This is a genomic window from Rhodoblastus acidophilus, from assembly GCF_900187365.1.
Lineage (GTDB): Bacteria > Pseudomonadota > Alphaproteobacteria > Rhizobiales > Beijerinckiaceae > Rhodoblastus > Rhodoblastus acidophilus.
The window spans coordinates 37248-59015 of record NZ_FYDG01000008.1 but is presented as its reverse complement, the minus strand read 5'-3'; the positions used below and the strand labels follow the sequence as shown (position 1 = coordinate 59015).

Here is a 21768-nt window from a genome sequence, read left to right as displayed (position 1 = left end):
CATGGCGTTGGGCCTCACGTGTAGAGACGTTCGTAGAGATTGCGGATCATGCCGGCGGTCGCGCCCCAAATATAGCGCTCCTGATAAGGCATGGCGTAGAATCGGCGCGCCTGGCCCTGCCACAGCTTCTCGTGGCGCTGGTGATTGGCCGGGTTCATCAGGAACTCCAGCGGCGTCTCGAACACGTCGTCCACTTCGCGCCGGTCCGGCGTGAGGTCGAGCGGCGGCCGGATCACCCCGAGCACCGGAAAAACGCGGAAGCCGGTCGAGGTCTGGTAGGGGTCGAGGCAGCCCAGTATCTCAATTTTCTCGCGCGCAAGACCGATTTCCTCCTCCGCCTCGCGCAGGGCGGCGGCCAGCGGCGATTCCCCCGCCTCGATCTTGCCGCCGGGAAAGGCGATCTGGCCGGAATGGTCGCGCAAAGCGGCGGCGCGCCGGGTCAGCAGCAAAAACGCCCGGTCGTCGCGCAGCACCACCGGCGCCAGCACGGCGGCGGGCCGCGCCGGGGCGAAAACGCGCGTCTCCGCCTCGGTGAGCGGCGCGTTGAGCTGGTGATCGCCGTGCCGGAGGCGGCTTTGTGGATCGAAGGCGGCCTCCGGCCAGTCTTCGCGCAGGTTTTCGCGGGCGCGCGCCAAAAAGTCTTGGGGGGAGAACATCAGGCGAAGTCCGGCAGGTCGCGCATCGGGGCCATCGGAAAGAACGCGCCCGCCGACCACACGCCAAAAAAATCCTCGCCGCCGATCTCGCGCTTCAGCCCCCAGGCGGCGAGATCGTAGAACAAGGCGCGCTTGACCAAAGCCCAGAGGTCGCCGCGCACGCGCACATAGGGTTTGAGGCCTTCGCGCTCGCCCGGCTCGAACCGCAGCGGGTTATCCTCAGAAATCTCCACCCAGTCGTCGACATTGGTGCGCAGCTTGAGAACTTGCCCCTCGCCTTCGCCGTCGCGCGAAAATTCGACGCCGAGAAAGGGCGCGTCCTCCACCGTGATTCCGACCCGTTCAACCGGCGTGACCAGCACGTAGCGGTCGGGATCCTTACGCAAAATCGAGGAAAACAGCTTGACCAGCGCCGGCCGGCCGATCGGAGAGCCGTTGTAGAACCAGGTTCCGTCGCGGGCGATGCGCATGTCGATCTCGCCGCAATACGGCGGGTTCCACAGATGCACCGGCGCCGGCCCGCGCTCGGCGAACCGCACCTGATTGAGGCCGCGCAGGGGACCTTCCATTTCGAAACCGCTCCAAAGGCTTCCTTGCAAAGCCTGCCGAACCTATATTGTTGGTTCGGTCGCGACAATCACCAGCCCGAGGAGCCATTCCGCATGAATCTCGCAGCCGGCCTCACCGCCAGCCAGATGGAGCAGAAGGCGCAGAGCGCGCTGGAGAAACTCAGCCAGGTCCGAGAGGCCGTCGCCGAACAAATCTTCGGCCAGGACGACGTGGTGGAGGAGGCGCTGTGCGCGATTCTCTCCGGCGGCCACGCCCTGTTCGTCGGCGCGCCGGGCCTCGCCAAGACGCGGCTGGTCGATACGCTCGGCAGGGTGCTGGGCCTCGACGCCGCGCGCGTGCAGTTCACGCCCGACCTGATGCCGAGCGATATTCTCGGCTCCGAAGTGCTGGAGGAGGGGGCGGGCGGCAAGCGCGCCTTCCGCTTCATCAAGGGGCCGATCTTCGCGCAATTGCTGATGGCCGACGAGATCAACCGCGCCAGCCCGCGCACCCAGTCGGCGCTGTTGCAGGCGATGCAGGAATATCACGTCAGCATCGCCGGCGAGCGGTTCGACCTGCCGCGCCCCTTTCACGTCTTGGCCACGCAGAACCCGCTGGAGCAGGAAGGCACCTATCCGCTGCCCGAGGCCCAGCTCGACCGCTTCCTGCTGCAGATCGACGTGGATTATCCCGACCGCGCCGCCGAAAAGCGCATCCTGATCGAAACCACCGGCGCCGCGCGCAGGGAAACCCGGTCCGTGCTCGATTCCAACGGCCTGATGGCGATTCAGGAGCTGGTGCGGCTGATGCCGGTCGGCGAATCCGTGGTCGACTGCATTCTCGACATCGTGCGCGCCGCCCGCCCCGGAAAAGCATCCGAGGAATTGACGCGCGCCATCGCCTGGGGGCCGGGTCCGCGCGCCTCGCAGGCGCTGATGCTGGCCTGTCGCGCCCGCGCGCTGCTGCGGGGGCGTCTGGCGCCGAGCAAGGCCGACGTGCTGGCGCTGGCCGCGCCGGTGCTGAAGCATCGCATGGCGCTCAATTACGCCGCCCGCGCCGATGGCGACACCGTGCCGGCGGCGATTCAGCGCCTGCTGCAAAGATTCGCCTGATGGGGGCGGGGTTTCAGCCCAAGGAATCGATTCGGCCCGACGCCGCCAAAAGCCACGCCGCCGTCGATCTGGCGCGGCGTTTGCCCGGCCTCACTTTGTCGGCGCGCCATGCGGCGGCCTCCGTCGCCGCGGGCCTGCACGGGCGCCGCCGCGCCGGCATGGGCGAGAATTTCTGGCAGTTCCGCCCGTTCATCTCCGGCGAGACGGCGCAGAACGTCGATTGGCGCCGCTCCGGCCGCGATGACCGGCTTTATGTGCGCGAGCGCGAATGGGAGGCGGCGCAGGTCCTCTGGGTTTGGGCCGATTTGTCGCCCTCGATGAATTTCCGCTCGGCGCTGGCCGAGGACACCAAGGCGGATCGCGCCCTGGTTCTGGCGCTGGCCCTGGCCGACGCCTGCGTGCGCGGCGGCGAGCGCGCGGGATTTTTGGGGATGACGCCGCTGTTTTCCGCCGCCGACGTGATCGAGCGCCTCGCCCTCGCCGTTCTGACCGAGGCGCGTCGCAGGAACGATTCCTTTCCCGATCTGCCGCCGCCGGCCCGGACGCGGCCGCGCGAAAAAGTGGCGTTGATCGGCGATTTCCTGGTCGATCCCGCCGAATTCGACGCGACCCTCGCGCGTTTATCGGCGCAGGGGGCGCAAGGCTGCGCGCTGATGCTGTTCGATCCGGTGGAAGAAAACTTTCCCTTTGTCGGGCAGACCGAATTTTTCGACGAGGACGGCGCCAAGCTGCGCGCCGGCCGCGCCGAGGATTTTGCCGAAATCTACGCGCAAAAACTCGCGGCCCATCGCGCGGCGCTGATGGACTCGGCGCGGGCGCGCGGCTTCACCTTCGCCCTGCACGCCACCGACCGTCCCGCGACCGAGGCGCTGCTGCGCCTGCGCCAGGGGCTGGGGGAGGGGCGATGAATCTGCTGTCGCTGGCCTTTTCCTCGCCGTGGATCCTGCTTGCGCTGGCCGGGACGCCGGCGCTGTATTTCCTGCTGCGGGTGACGCCGCCGCCGCCGCGTCGGGTGGCGTTTCCGCCGCTGCGGCTGATCCTCGGCGAACGCCGCGACGACGCCACGCCGGCGCGCACGCCGCTGTGGCTGCTGCTGCTGCGCATCGCGCTGGCGGCGCTGATCGTGCTGGCCATGGCGGGGCCGACGCTGGTTCCGGCCGGCGCCGCCGCGAGCAAGGGGCCGCTGCTGCTGCTGATCGACAATTTCTGGACGGCGGCCCCGGATTTTTCCGCGCGGCAGGCGGCAGCCGTCAAGCTGCTGGAGGATGCGGCGCGCGAAAACCGCCCCGCCGCCGTGCTCGGCCTCGCCGAAAAACCGTTCATAAACATGGAAGATCCGGGCGCGGCGCTGGCGCGGCTGCGGGCCTTGGCCCCGCGCCCCTGGCTGCCGGCGCGCGCGCCCGCCCTGCCGGCGGTTGAAACCTTTTTGCGCCAGAATGGCGGCGACGCCGTCTGGCTGAGCGACGGGATGCAGGATCAGGACGGCCGCGCCTTCGCCGAAAAGCTGGCGGCGCTGGCGCCGGGCGCCGCGCTGTTGACCGGCGAACGGCCGCCGCGCGCCCTCACCAGCGCCCGCAACGGCTCGGAATCTCTCGAAATTGGCGTCATCAGGGCGCCGAACGGCGCGCCGGACGGCGTGGCGCGCGCCTTCGACGCCCATGGCGCCGCGCTGGGCGACGCCGCCTTCAGCTTCGGCGGCGACGACCATGCCGTCGCGCGGCTGACGCTGCCGCTGCAATTGCGCAACGATGTCGCCCGGCTCGCGCTGGTGGGCGAGGCCTCGGCTGGCGGCGTGTTCCTGCTCGATTCCGGCGCGCGCCGCCGCCGGGTCGGCCTCGTCGGCGGGGCGAAGGCCGACCAGCCGCTGCTGTCGCCGCTCTATTATCTGCGCAAGGCGCTCGCGCCCTATGCCGACCTGCGCGAAGAAAAGCCCGGCGAGTCCGACCCGATCGGCCGGCTGATCGGCGAAGGCGCCGACGTGCTCGTGCTCGCGGACATGGTTCTCTCGCCGGACGCGCGCGAAAAGTTGAAGAAATTTCTCGAAGCGGGCGGGACTTTGGTGCGCTTCGCCGGGCCGCATCTCGCCGCCGCCCCGGACGACCTGCTGCCGGTCAAGCTGCGGCGCGGCGGCCGCACGCTCGGCGGCGCGCTGTCGTGGGAGCGCCCCAAAACCCTGGCGCCTTTCGACGAAAACAGCCCGTTCGCTGGCCTCACGCCGCCCGCCGACGCCAATGTCTCCCGGCAGATCCTGGCCGAACCGGAGCCGGGACTGCCGCAAAAAACCTGGGCGCGGCTTGTCGACGGCACGCCGCTGGCGACGGCGGAGGCGCGCGGCGCGGGAACGCTGGTCCTGTTCCATATCGCTGCGGAAACCTCGTGGTCGAACCTGCCGCTGTCCGGCCTGTTCGTGGACATGCTGAAGAAAATCCTCGATCGCGCCGGTTCGGTCGGCCCGGTCGCCGCGATCCAGGGCGAAGGGCAATTGCCCGCGCTGCAAAATCTCGACGGGTTCGGCGTGCTCGGCCCGCCGGCGGCGGAAGCGCGCGCGCTGCCCGCCAAAGGCGAGGCCAAGCCCGATTCCGAACACCCGCCCGGCTATTACGGCGCCGCTGAGGCGCCGCGCGCGCTCAACGCCTTCGCGGACGGCGCCTTCACGCCGCTCGACGTCTCCGGTTTGAACCTGCGGCCGCAAAATCTCGCCGCGCCGCGCGCGGTCGATCTGCGCGGGCCGCTGCTGCTCGCCGCCGCGCTGCTGGCGCTGGCCGACGCTTTCGCGGCTTTCTGGCTGGGCGAATCCTGGCGTCGGCGAGTGGCGCCGGCGGCGCTGGCGCTGCTGTTCGTGCTGGCGCCGCCGCCCGCCCAGGCGCAAGACAGATTTTATCAGCCGGCGCTGACGACCTCGCTGGCCTATGTCGTCACCGGCGACAGCCACGCCGACCGCATCAGCGCGCAGGGGCTGAAGTCGCTGTCGGACACGCTGTCGCAACGCACTTCGTTCAATCCCGGCGCGCCGCGCGGCGTCGATCCCGCCCGCGACGAACTGGCGTTTTATCCGATGATCTACTGGCCGGTGTCGCCCGACGCGCCGCAGCCGAGCGCGCAGATCGCGCAAAAGATCGCCGCCTATATGAAGCAGGGCGGCCTGATGCTGTTCGACACCCGCGATGCCGCGCAGCCATATGGCGGCGAGGCCACGCCCGCGCAGGACTGGCTGAAAATCTTCCTGCAAAAGCTCGATCCGCCGCCGCTGGCGGCCGCGCCGAAAAACCACGTGATCTTCCGCACCTTCTACCTGTTGGAGGGATTGCCGGGGCGGGTGGAGAACGGCCCGACCTATATCGAGGCGCTGCCGGCGGATTCGGGGGGCGAAAAGGCCCCGGCGCGCGCCGGAGACGGCGTGTCGCCTTTGATTGTCGCCTCGACCGATCTGGCGGCGGGCTGGGCCAGCGACCAATGGGGCGAGGCGCTCTATCCGGCTGGTTCCGACGCGATCCGCGCGCATGAACTCGCCCTGCGCGGCGGGGTGAATATCGTGATGTACACGCTGACCGGCAATTACAAGGCCGATCAGGTCCATGTGCCGGAATTGCTGGAAAGGTTGGGGCAATGAGCCAGTACGGCCTGTCGTTCGCCCCGCTGGTTCCGCTCTGGGCGTTGGCCCTGCTGGCGCTGGCGGCGCTGGCGCTGATCGGCGCGCTGGTCTGGCGGCGCCGGCGCGGCGTGGCTTTGCGCGGGCTGGCTTTCGCGGCCTTGCTCGCCGCTTTGTCGGGGCCGTCTCTGGTGGAGGAAACGCGCGAGCCGCTGCGCGACGTGGTGGCGGTGGTGGTGGATCGCTCCGGCTCGCAAAAGTTCGAGAACCGCGCCGCGCAGACCGAAAACGCGCGCAAGGCGCTGCTGGCCGCCTTGGACAAGCTGGGCGGCGTCGACGTCAAGACCATTGAGGCGGGCGACGGGCCGGAGGCCGACGGCACCCGCCTGTTCGCCGCGCTCGACAACGGCCTCGCCGATCTCCCGGCCGAGCGGTTGGCCGGCGTGTTCATGATCACCGACGGCATCGTCCACGACATTCCCCAGAAATCCGGCTGGACCCACGGCAAGGCGCCCCTGCATGCGCTGATCTCCGGCCATGACGGCGAGCGCGACCGCCGCATCGCGCTGGTCGAGGCGCCGCGCTACGGGCTGATCGGCAAGGATGTCGTGTTCACGCTCAAGGTCGAGGAGAACAACGGGCCGGACGCGCCAGTGGAGGTGACGGTCAAGCGCGACGGCGTGATCGCGACGCGGGTGCTGGCCAAGCCGGGCCGCGAGGTCAAGGTTCCCGTCAAGCTCGAACATGGCGGCGCCAATGTGATGGAGTTTGAGGCGGAGGCGCTGCCCGGAGAACTCACGGAAATCAACAACAGGGCGGTGGCTTCGGTCGAGGGCGTGCGCGATCATCTAAAAGTGCTGCTGGTGTCGGGCGAACCCAACCCCGGCGAGCGCGCCTGGCGCAACCTGCTCAAGGCCGACGCCAATGTCGATCTGGTGCATTTCACCATTCTGCGCCCGCCGGAGAAGATCGACGGCACGCCGGTGCGCGAGTTGGCGCTGATCGCTTTTCCCACCGCCGAGCTTTTTGGGCAGAAGATCAACGAGTTCGACCTGATCCTGTTCGACCGATATTCCAATATGGGTCTGCTGCCGCCGATCTATTTCGACAATATCGTCAATTACGTGCGCCGCGGCGGCGCCTTCGCCATCGTCGCCGGCCCGAATTTCGCGCGCGGCGACGGGCTGTTCTACACCCCGATCGGACGGCTGACCCCGGCGCGGCCCACCGGCGAAATCGTCGAGGCGCCGTTCCGCCCGGCTTTGTCCGAGGTCGGCGGCCGCCATCCGGTGACGCGCGGCCTGCCCGGCGCCGCGCAAAAACCGCCGGCCTGGAGCGAATGGTTCCGCCAGGAGCGTTCCGAAGTCTTGCGCGGCTCCGCGCTGCTGAACGGCGCCGGGGACTCGCCTTTGCTGGTGTTGTCGCGCGAGGGCAAAGGCCGCGTCGCGCTGCTGTTAAGCGACCAGTTGTGGCTGTGGGCGCGCGGCTTTCAGGGCGGCGGCCCCTATGAGGAGCTGATGCGGCGTATGGCGCATTGGCTGATGAAAGAGCCGGACCTCGAAGAAGAAGTTTTACGCGGGGCGATGAAGGGCGGCGACCTCATGGTCGAGCGCCAGACCCTGGCCGCGCAGGCCGGGCCGGTTCACGTCGTCGCGCCGTCTGGCCAGGAGAGCGACCTGACTTTGGACGCCGCCGAGCCCGGCCTGTTCCGGGGCCGGATCGCCCGGCCCGAGCTGGGCCTTTACCGTCTGAGCCAGGGCGATCTGACCGCGCTGGTTCCGGTCGGCCCGGAAAATCCGCTGGAATATCGCGAGCTGGCGTCGACGCCCGAAAAGCTGCGTCCGCTGGCCGAGGCGACCGGCGGCGGCGTCTGGCGCATCGGACAGGCGGGGACCGACGCGGTCAAGCTGCCGCGTCTGGTCGCCTTGGGCGACAGCCCGTCCTATGCCGGCGCCGATTTCGCCGCCATTCGCCGCGCCGGCGCCAGTGTCGCGCGCGGCCTGTCGCTGACCCCGCTGGCGGTGGGGCTGGCGGGCCTGCTGGTCCTGCTCGGGCTGGTGGTCGGCGCCTGGGCTTGGGAGGGACGTCGCGGCCGGATGCGTTGATCGCCCATCTTTCCTTAACGGAAGGCGGTTAACCTTGGAGAAAGTTTGGTCAATCGAGCTTCTCCTCATGTTCGGCGATTATGCAATGGCCGTCGGCAATCTGGCCTTTCTGGCGCTGTTCGCGCTGCTGGGGCTGGCCCTGCGCAATCTGGCGCGCGAAAAGGCCGAGGCCGCGCCGGCCCCTCGGGCGGAATCCGACCTCGATCCCCGCTGTTTCGCGCCGGCGGCGCGGCTTGAGCAGGCGGTGGCGCCGCCGCGCGGCGAACGCCGCATCGCTTCGCGGCCGGTCAAGGTCGAACGCCGCAAGCAGCCGCAGCCTGCCGGCGCCGAGCCGCCGGCGGAGGCCGCCATCGCGGACGGCGCGGAGGAGCTCGTCGCCTGCGAAAGCCTCGCCGTTCGCCTGATTCCGCAGGCGCCGATCCGCCGCGACGAAGACGCGCGCAGCTGGTTCGGCGGCGCGCCGGAAATGCCGCCGGCCATGCCCTGGCCGAAATTCGCCGGACGGCGCGGCTTGTTCCTCGCCCAAATCTGCTGCGCGGATTTGCCGGAAAACTTGTGGAACGGGCTGGGGCCGCGCAAGGGCTGGCTGGCGTTCTTCGTCGACCCGCATGACGGCCGCGAGCTGCGCGCCCTGCATTTCGCCGAGCGCGGCGCAGTCCGGCCGTCCCCGGCGCCCGGCGCCTGCTGCGCATGGCCGCAGGGCGGGGGCGCCGATGGTCCCCGCCGCATCGACGCCTTTCCGCGCTGGCCGCTCGACATTGTGACGGCGGCGCCCGATGGCGACGATCCGCGCGCGAACAGCGTCGTCGAGTCGCTGCGGTCAGGCCCCAACCGGCCCGCTTTCGATCTCGCCAGCCCGGAGCACCGTCCGTTCGACTGGGCGTCGTTTCTGGCGCTGGGCGATCTCGCCCTCGCCGCCATGGCGCGGCGCCGCGTGCTGATCAAGGCCGCGCTGCCCGACGTGGAAAAGCAGCTCGCCAGCGCCCGCAAGCAGATCGAGCTGGGCGGCATGACCCAGGCGATGCTCGGCGAAATGCAGCGTAAGGCGGAGGATTTGCCGAAGCTGATCGAAGCCTGGAAGGCGTCGGTGGCGGCGCTCGACGCGGCCGCCGCGCAGGTCAAGACCGTGGCGGAGGAGGCGCGCGGCCGTTCGGATAAGGAGGCCTTTTCGGACGAGGTCGCGGCCGAGTTGATGCAGCGCCTGCGCGCGGTGGAGCTTCTCCACGTCGAGCGCGGCGCCGATCCCGAGCGCGGCCCCGGCGCCGAGACGATCCGGGCGACGCGCGCGCCGTTGACGGAGCACCGGCCGGAGGCCAGCCTGTTCGTTCACGATTACGAGTCGCTGCGCGAGGATTGGGCGAAGCACGCCTGGTGCGCCCAAGCCGACGCCTTGCCGGAGGCGCAGCGCGGCTATTTCGAAGCGCGCTGGCGCGAAATGGCGGCGCTTGAAGCCACCGGCATGGGGCGCCAGCCCGCGCGCATCCTGCCAGGCTTCAATCCCGCCAATCAGACCGTGCTGGTCGAATTCGTCTCCAGCCCATTGTTGAAATGGCGATTCGGCAATGAGGGCGCGCTGACGGCGACCATCGACGACGCCTTCCTGGCGCAGGGCGATTTCACCCGCCTGCGCTCGCAGATCGTGGATTAGCCGGAAGTGACGAGGCCGCGACAGCGCGCCTTGGCGTCCGGCTCCAGCTCGTAGAACAGGATGCGGCCGGGATCGACCGGCCCGGGGAAGACGAATTGGCCGAAGCCGGCGCGGACAAAGCCGAGACGCTCGTAGAACGGGGGATCGCCGACCAGCAACACCAGCGCATGGCCGGCGGCCTTGGCGGCTTCCAGCGACCGCTGCGCCAGCGCCTCGCCGACGCCGCGCGCGCGAAACGGTTCTTCAACCGTCAGCGGGCCGAGCAGCAGCACGGGGGCGCCGCCGACGGCGATTCGGGTCAGGGTACAGGCGCCCACCAGCATGCCGCCGATTCGGGCGATGGTGGACAGCGACAGGTCGGGGGAAACCCCTTCGCGCAGGCGATAGGCGGTCTTGGCGAACCGGCCGGGTCCGAAAGCGCGCTCCTCCAGTTTCTGGATGGCGGCCAGATCGGCGGGCGTCTGCGGGGCGAAGGCGAGCGACAGTTCGGTCATGGACGCGGGTTTACCTGATCCGGCGCAAAAAACAACGCCGGCCGTCCGCGAGGACGACCGGCGTGAAAACGCAAGGCGAAGCGCTTACTTGGAGCCGTCGGCCTTGAACTGGGACAGATAGGCCCAGATGTTGTCGCGGTCGGCTTCGTTCGGCAGTCCGGGGAAGGTCATCTTGGTGCCGGGCACCTTCTTCTGCGGCGCGGTGATGTATTCCTTGAACGTGGCTTCGTCCCAGGTGAGGCCGGAATTCTTGTTGGCGTCCGAATAGGCGAAGCCTTCAGCCTGGCCAGCCTTGCGGTTGGCGACGCCGTTCAGCGACGGGCCGACGCCGTTCTTGGCCCCGGGGCCGATCTTGTGGCAGGCGGCGCACTTCAGGAACACCTTCTGCCCCGCGTCCGGGTCGCCGGCGGCGAAAGCCGAGGACGAGGCGAAAGCGAGAACGGCCGCGGCCGACAAAGCGTGAATGAGTTTCATCCGTGTTTCCTTCCTATCTCCGGGACACGACCGTAGAGTGGCCCGCCTGGAATCTCCAGCGCAACGTCTAAATAGAACCAGACGGCCTCGCTGACAATCTCGGCCTTGGCTTTGGCGCCCTGTACTTTCGCGGCATTTGGCCTAAAAATCGGGCAAGTTGGTTAGGTATTTTGGCAGGGCGAGAACGCGGGGCGCAATGGCGGAGGCGACGATCGATCTCGACCGCGAGCGGGGCGCTCTGAAGGAGATCTTCGGCTTCGACGATTTCAAGCCGTTGCAGCGGCAGGCCGTCGGCGCGGCGCTGAACGGCGAGGACGTCTTCGTGCTGTGGCCGACCGGCGGCGGCAAGAGCCTTGTCTATCAATATCCGGCTTTGACCCGCCCCGGCCTGTGCGTCGTGGCCTCGCCGCTGATCGCCCTGATGCGCGACCAGGTGGCGAAATTGCGCGCGCGCGGGCTGCCGGCCGGCGCGCTGCACATGGATCAGGACGCCGCCGAGGCGAAAGCCTGCCGCAAGGCGTTGCGCGACGGCGCGCTGCGCCTGCTCTATGTCTCGCCGGAGCGGCTCGGCGACCCCGAGGCCCGCGCGCCGCTGCAGGATGCCGGCGTGCGCATGCTGGCGGTGGACGAAGCCCATTGCATCTCGGAATGGGGCCACGATTTCCGCCCGGACTATGGCCGTCTGGCCGAGGCGGCCGAGGCCCTGGACCGCCCGCAGATCATCGCCGCCACGGCCACGGCGTCGCCGCGCACCCGCGCCGAGATCGCCCAAAAACTGTTCGGCGGGCGGGCGCCAAGACTCATTCTCGGCTCGTTCCGTCGCGCGGCCATCGCCCTGTCGGTCGAGGCCTGCGCCGGCGATCCCGCCGGCCGCATCGCCCGGCTGGTCGCGGCGCGGCGGGGACAGTGCGGCGTGGTTTATTGCGCGACGCGGCGCCAGACCGAAGCCGTGGCCGCGACCCTGGCCGAGGCCGGCCTGCCCGCCGCCGCCTATCATGCGGGATTGCCGGCGCCGCTGCGCGAGGCGCGGCAGGACGAATTTCTCCGTCGGTCGGACATGGTGATGGTCGCCACCATCGCTTTCGGGCTGGGCGTCGATAAGCCGGACGTGCGCTACATCATTCACGCCGGGCTGCCGGACCATGTGGAGACGCTCTACCAGGAAACCGGCCGCGCCGGTCGCGACGGGCGGCCCGCCGAGGCGATCACGCTGTTCGATCCGCGCCGGTTGGCGGCGCTGCGCGACGCGCGCGACGAAGTGGGCCGGATCGACGCCGCCTCGGGCGCGCGCGTCGAGGCGCTGACGCGCTATGTCGCGACGACCGGCTGCCGCGAGCAGGCGCTGCTGGCGCCGCTCGGCGAAACCTGCCCGCCCTGCGGGCGCTGCGACAATTGTCGGCGCGGCGCGCTGGGAACCGCTTTCCGCGTCTTGCGCGCCACGCCGGATGCGGCGCGTTTGGCCGCGCGGCGGCTGACGGCGCGCGCCGTCGCGCGCTTGACCGCTGCGCCGGAGCCCGACGCTGCGGGCGGCGGCCCCGGCGACGCGATGGCGGCCGCGCAAGCGGGCGTCGAGTCGGAAAGCGCCGCCTTGACGGTGGTCGAGGCGCTCCGGTTGCGCCGCCTGCGCGAAGCGCGGCGGGCGCTCGCCCGCAAGCTCGGCGTGGCGCCGGCGCGGCTGATCGGCGAGACGGCGCTGACGCGGCTCGCGGCCACCCCCCCGGAAAGCCTGGAGGATTTGCTGACGCGCGCCGGCGACGAGACCGGATTGCTGGCGCGTCACGGCGCGACTCTGCTGCGCGCGGCGCGCGAGGGCGATTGAGTTTGCACGCGCGCCAGCGAAAACCTGTAAATATGCAACCTTGGCGTGTCCTCCAGGACGCATTGAATCGCCAACAAATTTCAGTCTACCTAAAACTTGACCAGAAGATATTGTAAAGCATTTCCGCGAAATCGCGATTGACGTTGGAAATGTAACATTCAAAACGGAATTGAACGCTTAAGCTGCCGCTATACAGTTACGTGATGACGCAACATCGTCCCCATCCGGCGTCGGGTTGCGTTCGACACTCAACAGACAACGCATCGGCAGGCGCCGCGATTCGGGCGCCGATTGAGGAGCGTGCGGCAATGACGAGAATGGTCAATTTCTCATCGCTTCCCACCGCGACACCGATCGTCGGCGCGGCGGCTCCGCTGTTGTCGGGTCAGCGCGCGGCGCGGCAGGATCTGACGGCGCGGCAAGAATCGGCGTCGCCGCAAGGGGGCGCGCAGCCGCACGGCGCGGCGCCGCTGGCCTGGCTCAGCCGGCCGCGGGCGACGCTCGATCTCAGCTTCGACGCGCGCCATGGCGCGGTCTGGTGCGCCATGCGGCATGAAAATTCGGTGAGCTGGACCCTGCCCATGCTGCGCGAGATGAACGCGGTGGCGGAGGACCTGCGCGCCGAGGCGCGGGCCGGCGAGACCGCCGTCAAGTTTTTCATCGGGTCGTCGCTGCGGCCCCGCGTGTTCAACATGGGCGGCGACCTCAGCTATTTCCTCGATCGCGTGCGCGCCCGCGACGAGGACTCGCTGCGCGCCTACGCTTATGCCTGCTGCGACGCCATCTACAACAATTACCACGGCTTCGACGCGCCGGTGGTCACGGTGGCGCTGCTGCAGGGCGATGCGCTGGGCGGCGGGCTCGAGGCGGCGCTCAGCTGCCAGGTCATCATCGCCGAGCGCGGGATCAATCTCGGCTTTCCCGAGGCGCTGTTCCACACCTTTCCCGGCATGGGCGCCTATAGCCTGCTGGCGCGCCGTCTCGATGGCGCCCGGGCCGAAAAACTGATGCTCAGCGGCCGCATGTATAAATCCGAGGATTTTTTCGACATGGGGCTGATCGACATTCTGACCGAGCCGGGGGAGGGGCGTGCGCGGACGCAGGCCTATGTCGCCGACCAGGCCAAGCGTCAAAAACTGCTGGTCGCCATGGGGCAGGTGCGGCGGCGGGTCGCGCCGCTGACGCTGCAGGAATTGCGCGATGTCACCGATATCTGGGTGGATTCGGTCATGTCGCTGGCGCCGATCAACCTGCGCAAGATGGAGATGCTGGCCCTGGCCCAGGACCGCCTGTTCGGCCAGACGTCCAGCCAGCGTTTCGGGTGAGCGTCGCCCGAAAGGACGTCAAGGGGCCGGCGCGCTCTTGCGAGCGCGCAGCCATGTTGCGTCGAAACCGCTTCTCACCACACCGCGGCGAGCACGCCGGACATAAAGGCGAAGGCGGCGCAGATCGACACGATTTCAACCTTGAGAGCAGTGACCATGCTTTTCACTCCACCTGTTCGGCGAAACCACTCGCACCGAGCGGTTAACAACGCTAAACTTAATATTGCGTTTCCTTTAGAAAAGTATGTTTCCTAAGGGGAAACTTAAACCCCAAAATCTGGGCAGAACCGCTCTATTTCCGGGCATGACTGCGAAATGTGATCAAAAGCTCAGCATTTGCCGCCGCCGGGAAAATGCGCGATGACAGCGGTCGGAATGCGACGGGATTAAGGCGAGGTGGTGGCGTCATGGCCGAAGCGCAGGGGTGCGGATGGCGCGGCGCGGGACGGCGGTCCTACCACCACGGACGCTTGCGGGAGGCGCTGCTGGCCGCCGCGCGCGCCCTGATCTCCGAGCGCGGGCTGGCGGGGTTCACTTTGGCCGAGGCGGCCAAGCGCGTGGGCGTCACCGGCGCTGCGCCCTATCGCCATTTCGCCGATCGCGACGCCGTGGTGGCAGCGCTGGCGCAGGACGGCTTCGCCCATTTCAACGCCGAACTCGCCCGCGCCTGGGATGGCGGCAAGCCCGATCCGGTCGCCGCGCTGCGCCGGCGCGGCGAGGCTTATCTGGCCTTCGCGCGCAGCGAGCCCGGCCTGTACCGCGCCATGTTCGGCGAGACGGGCCTGCCGCCGCGCTCGGCCGAAAACCTCCAGGCCCTGGCGGCCTTCGACGAGCTGGCGCGCGCCAGCGTCGCGGCGCTGCGTTTCTTTCATGCGCCCGAGCGGGACGCGCAACGGTTGGCGGCGCAAATCTGGGCCTTGAGCCACGGCGTCGCCGAACTGATGCTCGCGGGCCATTTCTCCGACCGGCCCGAGGCGGCGCGCGAGACGTTGCGCGCGGGGGTGGACGCGCTGGTCGAGGGCGCCATCCGCGCCGCGCTCGGCGTCAAGCCGGTGCTGCCCGCCAGCTGAAATATTCGCGCGCGCCTCTGGAAACCGCTGACATGTAAATTCATATTACATCCACGCCGCCGCTTGGGTCGTCGCCCGTCGCCCGACGGGTCTCCGGGACCGCTGGGGCCGGCGATGGAGCCTGAACATGAGCTGTCACACCCATGCCGAGCATCGCGGTCCTTGCGGACGGATGCGCTGGAAGCCGATCGAAGTCGTGGCGATGATCCTCGGCTTCGTCTGGTTTTTCCCGATCGGCCTCGCCATTCTGTTCTGGAAGATCTGGCAGGCGAAATCGCAGTATTCCGGCGATTTCGGCGCGTTCGCTCAGGAGAAATGGGGCGAATTCGAACAGCGCGCAGGCCTGCGCGGCATGGCGCGCGGTTTCTCCGAATGGCCCCGCTCCTCCGGCAACGCCGCCTTCGACGATTGGCGCAAGGCCGAACTCGAGCGGCTCGCCGAGGAGCGCCGCAAGATCTTCGAGGCGGAAAAGGCGTTTGAGGATTATCTCGACGGCCTGCGCCGCGCCAAGGACCGCGAAGACTTCGAGCGGTTCATGGCCAGCCGCGGCAAGCCGGACCAGAACCAGGGCTGACGTTACGTCGCCATCGCACGCTTTTGGCGCGCCCTCCCCAGCCGGAGGGCGCGTCTATTGCGCGTATGTTCCGGCTGGGCCCAGACAATTTGAAACATTAACCATTTCTTTTGACGCTCGGTTAAGCTGAACGCTCCATCTGTGTGGCATGGCGCGCGCGCATCCGATCTCTCCGAAACTGACCCGCTCGACCGCGATCCGTCCCGCCGGCGTGGCGGCGCTCGCCCTGCTGGGGGCGCTCGCGGGCTGCGGCAAATTCGGCGGCGGCGAGCGGCCGGCCTGGCGCGGGCAAGCCGAGGAAGCGTGTTTCGCTCGCGGCCAGGTGGAGCTTTCCAATTACATCCAGCCGGCCGGCCACGAGATCGACGGCCCTTCGATCTGTGGCATGACGCGTCCGTTGCGAGTCACGGCGCTGCTGGGCGGCAAAGTGATGTTCAACGCCACCCAGACGCTCGACTGCCCGATGGTGGCGGAACTTGAGGCGTGGCTGACGCAGGTGGCGCAGCCGGCCGCGGAAGCGCGGTTCGGCCAGCCGATCGCCCAGATTGACTCGATGGGCTCCTACAATTGTCGCGGCATGAACAACGCGCCGGGCGCGAAGCTGTCCGAACATTCGTTCGGCAATGCGCTGGATCTTGGCGGCTTCGTGCTGGCGGACGGCCGCAAGATCACCGTCGTCCATGACTGGACCCGGGGCGACCCGCAGACCCAGGCCTTCCTGCGCGATCTGCACGCCGGCGCCTGCGGCCATTTCACCACCGTGCTCGGCCCCGGCTCGAATGCGTTCCACTACAATCACATTCACGTCGATCTGGCGCTGCACGGCATGACTTCGAGCGGTCCGCGCCGCGTGTGCAAGCCGGTCCCGCAGCGCACCGAACCGCCCTCGCGCAAGGACTCGCTGCCGGAGGCGCCGGATGTCGAGGATGAACTCGACGTCGCCCAGAACGCCCCGCCGCGCGGCGTCAACACCTATGCGATTCATTCTGGGCCGGACCTGAGCGCCGCGGCCGCCACGATCGCCCGCGCGCCGGACGGAGAGCCGCCTTTGCCGCCCCGGCGTCCCGGCGCGGGGCCGATGGCGCTGCATGCGCCGCCCGCCCGCCCGCCCGCGCCGGGGCCGATGCGCGAGGACGGAAGCATCGCGCCTTCGCCCGATTCCGACGATTTCGACCCGCCGCCGACGCGCGCGCGCCGCTAGCGCGTCATCCCGAACGGCGCGCGCGGTTTTTGGAAAAGGCTACGCGCCAAAACAGGACGCCGGAGCGCATTCGGCGAGCCGAGGTTCGCCGAATGCGACGGGCGGGGCGCTCACTCGTCGTCTTCGAAATCCTCGTCGTCGTCGAGTTCGATCACGTCAAGGCAAACGGCCGGAATGGTGGCGGTGCGCAGGGCGTCGTCGGTTTCGCCGTACCAGATCACATCGACATTGGTCTTGTCCGATTTGACGACCGTCATCGAGCGGCCGCCGGATTTCAGTTGCACGAGATCGCCGGGGCGGAATTCCATTTGAAGTCCTCGTCGTTGCAGGGAAGGGGAATCAGGACCATGTCACGATGGGCGGCATGGAAGACAAGATAGAGTCGATGTTGCCTCCTGTTTTCAATCCGAAAATCGTGCCCCGGTCATAGAGCAGGTTGAACTCGACATAGCGGCCGCGCCGCTCCAGTTGCTCCGCGCGCTGTGCGTCGGTCCAGTTCTTTCCCATATTCGCCTCGACCAGACGAGGGTAAATGTCGGCGAAAGCCGCGCCGACCGCGCGGGTGAAGGCGAAGGCGGGCGCGAAAGCCTCGCCGCCGGCTTCGAGATTGTCGTAAAATATGCCGCCGACGCCGCGCGCTTCATTGCGATGGGGCAAAAAGAAATAGTCGTCGCACCACGCCTTGTAGCGCGCGTAATCGGCCACGGCGTGGCCGGCGCAGGCGCCGCGCAGGGCCGCATGAAACGCCTGCGTGTCCGGATCGTCTTGCGAACGGCGCGCGCTCAGGACCGGCGTGAGATCGGCGCCGCCGCCGAACCAGCTTTGCGACGTCACGACCAGTCTCGTGTTCATGTGCGCGGCGGGCACGTTGGGGTTGAGCGGATGAACGATCAGCGAGATCCCCGCCGCCCAGAAGCGCGGGTCGTCCTCGGCGCCGGGGATCTGCCGGGCGAATTCCGGGGCGAGGGTGCCATGGACGGTGGAGACGTGAACGCCGGCCTTTTCGAACAGGCGGCCCTTGAGCAAGGCCATCCTCCCGCCCCCGCCGGGCGCGCCGTCATGATTGGTCCGCGTCCAGGGCGACAGGACGAAGCGCCCCGGTTCGGCGTCCGGCCCGGCCGCGACGGCCTCGGCGCGCCGCTCCAGCGACTCCAGGGCCGCGACGATGCGCGACTGCAGCGTGGAAAACCATTGTTCCGCTTCAGCCTTGCGCTGGTCCAATTGCGTCGTCAAAAACCTCTCCTTCCGGAAATCCGCCAATCTGCCGCAGCGCCTCGCCCAACACCATGCCGGCGGCGACGGCGACGTTCAGCGAGCGCAGGCCGGCGCGCAGCGGAATCCGCAGGCGCGCGTCGGCGGCGCGATGAACCTCGTCCGGCGCTCCGGCCGACTCGCGCCCCACCATGACGATGTCGCCGGGCTGGAACGCGAAGGCGGTGTAGGGCGTGGCCGCGTGAGTCGAGAGTAGCAGCAATCTGCGTCCATTTGTCGCACGCCATTGTTCGAAAGCGCGAAACGACAGGTGCCGCCTCATCATCACTTGGTCGAGGTAGTCGAGACCGGCGCGGCGAAAATGACGATCCGTCAGGGGGAAGGCGGCGGGTTCGATCAGGGCGGCCTCGAGTCCGAGGCAGGCGCACAGGCGCAGCATGGTTCCCGCGTTCTGGGGAATATCCGGCTGGCACAAAGCGAGGCAAAGCGGGAAAGTATCGGGCATGGCCGCAAGATAGCGGCCCCGCGCCGCCACGCAAAACTTTGTTAGGCGCCTAACAAATTGCCAAGCTGTTTCTATGGACAATGCTGTGGAAAGGCGCCAAATAACGGCGCCTGCCGAATGGCCTCTCATGGCCTGCATTTCGTCATCGCGTCGGTTGCGGCGCGCTTACGTAGCCGGAGGGGTTACTTTTTCGCCGCGCGGCGTCGAACCGCGCTTCGCAAAACCGCTTCGCTTAAGCAAGCAAAGCAGAGCCGTCCCGGCGCAGCGGGCCGCTCTTGAAACCTGGGGATGTCACCTTGTCCACAGCTACGACTTCGACGGAAGAAACCAGTCGCAGAGATTTTCTCTATATTTCCACCGGAGCGGTGGCGGCCGTCGGCGCCGTTTCGGTGGTTTGGCCGCTGATCAGCCAGATGAGCCCGGACGCCTCCACGCTGGCGCTCGCCTCGACCGAGGTCGATCTCACCTCCATTCCGGTGGGACAGATCGTCACCGTCAAATGGCGCGGCAAGCCGGTGTTCATCCGCCGCCGCACCCCTGAAGAGATCAAGGCGGCGCAGGACGTGGATGTCAGCTCCCTCCGCGACCCCCAGGCCGATTCGACGCGCGTTCAGAAGCCGGAATGGCTGATCGTCGTCGGCATCTGCACGCATCTTGGCTGCATTCCGCTCGGCAAGCAGGGCGATTACGACGGCTGGTTCTGCCCGTGCCACGGTTCGGTGTACGACACCTCCGGCCGCATCCGCAAAGGCCCGGCGCCGCGCAATCTCGATGTGCCGCCCTATGCCTTCCTGACCGACACCAAGGTCAAGATCGGCTAACCCTTCGCTGTCTTTTCTAAAGAGATATCACATGCACGGACTCTCGACTTTCGAGCCCAAGAACGGCGTGGTGAAGTGGCTTGAAGCCCGCCTGCCGATCTTGAGCTTCGGCTATGATTCCTTTGTGGCCTACCCGACGCCTAAAAACCTGAATTACTGGTGGACCTTCGGCGCGATCCTCTCTTTCATGCTGATCGCCCAGATCGTCACCGGCGTCGTGCTGACCATGCACTACACGCCGGAAGCGACGATGGCCTTCTCCTCGGTCGAGAAGATCATGCGCGACGTGAACTGGGGCTGGCTCATGCGCTACGCGCACGCCAACGGCGCCTCGATGTTCTTCCTCGCCGTCTATATCCACATGTTCCGCGGCCTCTATTACGGGTCCTACAAGAACCCGCGCGAGGTGCTGTGGATCCTTGGCGTGATCATCTTCCTGCTGATGATGGCCACCGGCTTCATGGGCTATGTGCTGCCGTGGGGACAGATGTCCTTCTGGGGCGCGACCGTGATCACCAACCTGTTCTCGGCCATTCCGCTGGTCGGCGATCAGGTCACCGTCTGGCTGTGGGGCGGCTATTCCGTCGATAATCCCACGCTGAACCGCTTCTTCGCCCTGCATTACCTGCTGCCCTTCGCCATTGCGGCGGTTGTCGGCCTGCACGTCTGGGCGCTGCATGTCACCGGTCAGAACAACCCCGACGGCGTCGATGTCCAGGACATCAAGAAGGACTGTGTGCCCTTCACCCCCCATGCGACCATGAAGGACGGCCTGGGCGTCACGGTGTTCCTGCTGCTCTATTGCTGGTTCATCTTCTTCACCCCGAACTATCTGGGCGACGCCGACAACTACATCCCGGCCAACCCGATGAAGACCCCGCCGCACATCGTCCCCGAATGGTATTTCCTGCCGTTCTACGCGATCCTGCGCTCGATCCCCGACAAGCTGATGGGCGTGATCGCGATGTTCGGCGCCATTGCGGTGCTGGCCTTCCTGCCCTGGCTCGACACCAGCAAGGTGCGTTCGGCCAAGTATCGCCCGCTGTACAAGAAGCTGTTCTGGGGCTTCGTGCTGGTGGGCATCGGCCTCGGCTATTGCGGCGCCATGCCGGCGGCTGAGCCCTACGTGACCGCGTCGCGCATTCTCAGCGTGCTGTATTTCGGCTTCTTCGCGGTTCTCCCGATCCTGCCGAAGTTCGAGCGGACGCTTCCGGTGCCGGCCACCATCGCCGAGGCTGTGCTGGCCAAGTCCGAATCCGTCAAGACCGCCGCCGCGAAGTGAGGACCATTTCATGACCTTCGCCAAGACCCTCACCAAAGTCATCGGCGCCGCCACGCTCCTCGCCGGCGTGGTCGCCCTGTCCAACCTGACCGCGCGCGCCGAAGAGGAGCAGCCCAATCCGACGCGCCAGCAATGGACCTTCGCCGGCGCGTTCGGCAAATACGACAAGGCGCAGTTGCAGCGCGGCTTCAAGATCTACAAGGAAGTCTGCTCCAACTGCCACGAGCTGCACATCCCGATCCGCACGCTCGCCCAGCCGGGCGGCCCGGAACTTTCCGTCGACGAGGTCAAGGCCCTGGCCGCCTCTTATACGGTGAAGGACGGACCGAATTCCTCCGGCGAGATGTTCGATCGTCCCGGCCGTCCGTCGGATTATTTCCCGGCGCCCTTCGCCAATCCGGAAGCCGCCGCGGCGGCGCTCGGCTCGGCTCCGCCGGACATGTCGCTGCTGGCCAAGGCCCGCAAGTACGAGCGCGGCTTCCCCGCCTTCGTGTTCGACGCCCTGCCGGTCCCCGGCGGCATGTATCAGGAACTCGGCCCCGACTATATCTACGCCATCCTGCATGGCTACGAGAAGGACGAGGACCCGAACTGGAACGCCTATTTCCCGGGTCACAAGATCGCCATGGCCAAGCCGTTGACCGACGGCCAGGTCGACTACACGGACGGAACTCCGGCGACGCTCGACCAATACGCCAAGGACGTGGCGAGCTTCCTCTACTGGGCGGCCGAGCCGACCCTTGAGGATCGCAAGTCGCTCGGCGTCAAGGTGATGATCTTCCTGCTGGTTCTGTCCTGCCTGATGTATTTCACCAAGCGGACGATCTGGTCTGACGTCGCGCACTGAGCCGATATCGGCGGCGCGCCGTCAGGCGCGCCGGAGCGATTGTCGATAAAAAGCAAGAGGCCCCGTTTTGGGGCCTCTTTTGTTTTCGGTTGGTCCGCTGTTGATTGGGCCTGTTGGCCAATGTTCCATTTATGCGCGGCGATGGCGCGGTCATTCGACCGCTGGGTGAGCGGCGCGCCCGCCCTTGCGGCCAGCGCTCTTGGCGAGATCCTTGTCTCGCGCGAAGCTGCGATTGCCGGGATTGACGCTCTTTCCGCCCTTGCGGCCGGCTTCGGCCGCCAGATTGGCGTTTTGCGAGAAGCTGCGCTTCTCGCGCGGCACGCTTTCGCCGCCTTTTCGCGCAATGGCGCGCTGCTTCTCAGGATCCATCGAGGCAAAACCTCGCGTCGACTTTTTCGGAGCTGCGTGTTCCATGGTTTCCCTCTAGCGTATCGGAACCAACGGGCTTCCAACGCGCCAAGCGCAGCTTCGGCTTCTTCAGTTTG

At 67.7% G+C, this 21768-nt stretch carries 21 protein-coding genes; 13 read left to right on the top strand and 8 right to left on the bottom strand.

Annotated elements, in window-relative coordinates; genetic code table 11:
- Nucleotides 1-14: 14 nt before the first annotated feature.
- Both CFB24_RS14985 and CFB24_RS14980 read right to left on the bottom strand, forming a co-directional pair.
- Nucleotides 15-656 carry a CoA pyrophosphatase gene (locus tag CFB24_RS14985; RefSeq protein ID WP_088521447.1) on the bottom strand — a complete coding sequence of 214 codons (642 nt, stop codon included), beginning with the start codon at nucleotides 654-656 and terminating at the stop codon, nucleotides 15-17.
- Complete coding sequence (locus tag CFB24_RS14980; protein ID WP_088521446.1) at nucleotides 656-1225, bottom strand: DUF1285 domain-containing protein; 570 nt, start codon at nucleotides 1223-1225, stop codon at nucleotides 656-658. The genes CFB24_RS14985 and CFB24_RS14980 overlap by 1 nt, the downstream gene beginning before the upstream one ends.
- Nucleotides 1226-1318: 93 nt before the next feature.
- Here CFB24_RS14980 and CFB24_RS14975 point away from each other — a divergent pair, with 93 nt between their 5' ends.
- From CFB24_RS14975 to CFB24_RS14955, 5 genes are all read left to right on the top strand, one after another.
- Nucleotides 1319-2317: an AAA family ATPase gene (locus tag CFB24_RS14975; RefSeq protein WP_088521445.1), complete on the top strand. Its 999-nt coding sequence runs from the start codon at nucleotides 1319-1321 to the stop codon at nucleotides 2315-2317.
- On the top strand, nucleotides 2317-3225 hold the full coding sequence (locus CFB24_RS14970; protein WP_088521444.1) for a DUF58 domain-containing protein: 909 nt from the start codon (nucleotides 2317-2319) through the stop codon (nucleotides 3223-3225). The genes CFB24_RS14975 and CFB24_RS14970 overlap by 1 nt, the downstream gene beginning before the upstream one ends.
- Nucleotides 3222-5927: a DUF4159 domain-containing protein gene (locus CFB24_RS14965; RefSeq protein WP_088521443.1), complete on the top strand. Its 2706-nt coding sequence runs from the start codon at nucleotides 3222-3224 to the stop codon at nucleotides 5925-5927. Before CFB24_RS14970 ends, CFB24_RS14965 begins: the two co-directional genes overlap by 4 nt.
- A complete protein-coding gene (locus tag CFB24_RS14960) occupies nucleotides 5924-8011 on the top strand; it encodes a hypothetical protein (RefSeq protein ID WP_088521442.1) in 2088 nt (695 codons plus the stop codon). The genes CFB24_RS14965 and CFB24_RS14960 overlap by 4 nt, the downstream gene beginning before the upstream one ends.
- A gap of 67 nt (nucleotides 8012-8078) precedes the next feature.
- On the top strand, nucleotides 8079-9659 hold the full coding sequence (locus tag CFB24_RS14955; protein ID WP_088521441.1) for a DUF1963 domain-containing protein: 1581 nt from the start codon (nucleotides 8079-8081) through the stop codon (nucleotides 9657-9659).
- Here CFB24_RS14955 and CFB24_RS14950 read toward each other — a convergent pair.
- Both CFB24_RS14950 and CFB24_RS14945 read right to left on the bottom strand, forming a co-directional pair.
- The gene (locus tag CFB24_RS14950; protein ID WP_088521440.1) at nucleotides 9656-10153 is read right to left on the bottom strand and encodes a GNAT family N-acetyltransferase; all 498 of its coding nucleotides are present in this window, start codon (nucleotides 10151-10153) and stop codon (nucleotides 9656-9658) included. The genes CFB24_RS14955 and CFB24_RS14950 overlap by 4 nt on opposite strands.
- A gap of 84 nt (nucleotides 10154-10237) precedes the next feature.
- A complete protein-coding gene (locus CFB24_RS14945; RefSeq protein ID WP_088521439.1) occupies nucleotides 10238-10627 on the bottom strand; it encodes a c-type cytochrome in 390 nt (129 codons plus the stop codon).
- 196 nt (nucleotides 10628-10823) lie between these two features.
- Here CFB24_RS14945 and CFB24_RS14940 point away from each other — a divergent pair, with 196 nt between their 5' ends.
- The 5 genes from CFB24_RS14940 (at nucleotide 10824) to CFB24_RS14920 (ending at nucleotide 16616) form a co-directional block, all read left to right on the top strand.
- Nucleotides 10824-12446: a RecQ family ATP-dependent DNA helicase gene (locus tag CFB24_RS14940; protein WP_088521438.1), complete on the top strand. Its 1623-nt coding sequence runs from the start codon at nucleotides 10824-10826 to the stop codon at nucleotides 12444-12446.
- A 308-nt stretch (nucleotides 12447-12754) separates the two neighbouring features.
- The gene (locus CFB24_RS14935; RefSeq protein WP_158255222.1) at nucleotides 12755-13771 is read left to right on the top strand and encodes a crotonase/enoyl-CoA hydratase family protein; all 1017 of its coding nucleotides are present in this window, start codon (nucleotides 12755-12757) and stop codon (nucleotides 13769-13771) included.
- A gap of 407 nt (nucleotides 13772-14178) precedes the next feature.
- Nucleotides 14179-14841, top strand: coding sequence for a TetR/AcrR family transcriptional regulator (locus CFB24_RS14930; RefSeq protein WP_088521436.1), 663 nt, complete (start codon nucleotides 14179-14181; stop codon nucleotides 14839-14841).
- Between the two features lie 127 nt (nucleotides 14842-14968).
- Nucleotides 14969-15415 (top strand): DUF2852 domain-containing protein, encoded by a 447-nt coding sequence (locus CFB24_RS14925; protein ID WP_244593201.1) that lies wholly within the window; start codon nucleotides 14969-14971, stop codon nucleotides 15413-15415.
- 148 nt (nucleotides 15416-15563) lie between these two features.
- Nucleotides 15564-16616: an extensin-like domain-containing protein gene (locus CFB24_RS14920; protein ID WP_088521434.1), complete on the top strand. Its 1053-nt coding sequence runs from the start codon at nucleotides 15564-15566 to the stop codon at nucleotides 16614-16616.
- 110 nt (nucleotides 16617-16726) lie between these two features.
- Here CFB24_RS14920 and CFB24_RS14915 read toward each other — a convergent pair whose 3' ends face one another.
- From CFB24_RS14915 to CFB24_RS14905, 3 genes are read right to left on the bottom strand one after another with little or no spacing between them, the layout of a single operon-like run.
- On the bottom strand, nucleotides 16727-16924 hold the full coding sequence (locus tag CFB24_RS14915) for a YodC family protein (RefSeq protein WP_088521433.1): 198 nt from the start codon (nucleotides 16922-16924) through the stop codon (nucleotides 16727-16729).
- Nucleotides 16925-16955: 31 nt separating this feature from the next.
- Nucleotides 16956-17849 carry an oxygen-dependent coproporphyrinogen oxidase gene (gene hemF / locus CFB24_RS14910; protein ID WP_088521432.1) on the bottom strand — a complete coding sequence of 298 codons (894 nt, stop codon included), beginning with the start codon at nucleotides 17847-17849 and terminating at the stop codon, nucleotides 16956-16958.
- Entirely contained in the window at nucleotides 17818-18333 is a 516-nt protein-coding gene (locus tag CFB24_RS14905; protein ID WP_088521534.1) for a tRNA (cytidine(34)-2'-O)-methyltransferase, read from the bottom strand. Before CFB24_RS14905 ends, hemF begins: the two co-directional genes overlap by 32 nt.
- A gap of 296 nt (nucleotides 18334-18629) precedes the next feature.
- Between CFB24_RS14905 and petA the strand changes: the two genes are divergently transcribed.
- The 3 genes from petA to CFB24_RS14890 are packed head-to-tail and all read left to right on the top strand — an operon-like array spanning nucleotide 18630 to nucleotide 21283.
- Entirely contained in the window at nucleotides 18630-19154 is a 525-nt protein-coding gene (petA, locus tag CFB24_RS14900) for a ubiquinol-cytochrome c reductase iron-sulfur subunit (RefSeq protein ID WP_088521431.1), read from the top strand.
- 31 nt (nucleotides 19155-19185) lie between these two features.
- Nucleotides 19186-20436: a cytochrome b gene (locus CFB24_RS14895; protein WP_088521430.1), complete on the top strand. Its 1251-nt coding sequence runs from the start codon at nucleotides 19186-19188 to the stop codon at nucleotides 20434-20436.
- Nucleotides 20437-20446: 10 nt separating this feature from the next.
- Nucleotides 20447-21283, top strand: coding sequence for a cytochrome c1 (locus tag CFB24_RS14890; protein WP_088521429.1), 837 nt, complete (start codon nucleotides 20447-20449; stop codon nucleotides 21281-21283).
- A gap of 150 nt (nucleotides 21284-21433) precedes the next feature.
- Here the strand turns inward: CFB24_RS14890 and CFB24_RS14885 are convergent, their stop codons facing one another.
- Nucleotides 21434-21697 (bottom strand): con-10 family general stress protein, encoded by a 264-nt coding sequence (locus tag CFB24_RS14885; RefSeq protein ID WP_244593200.1) that lies wholly within the window; start codon nucleotides 21695-21697, stop codon nucleotides 21434-21436.
- Nucleotides 21698-21768: the final 71 nt, after the last annotated feature.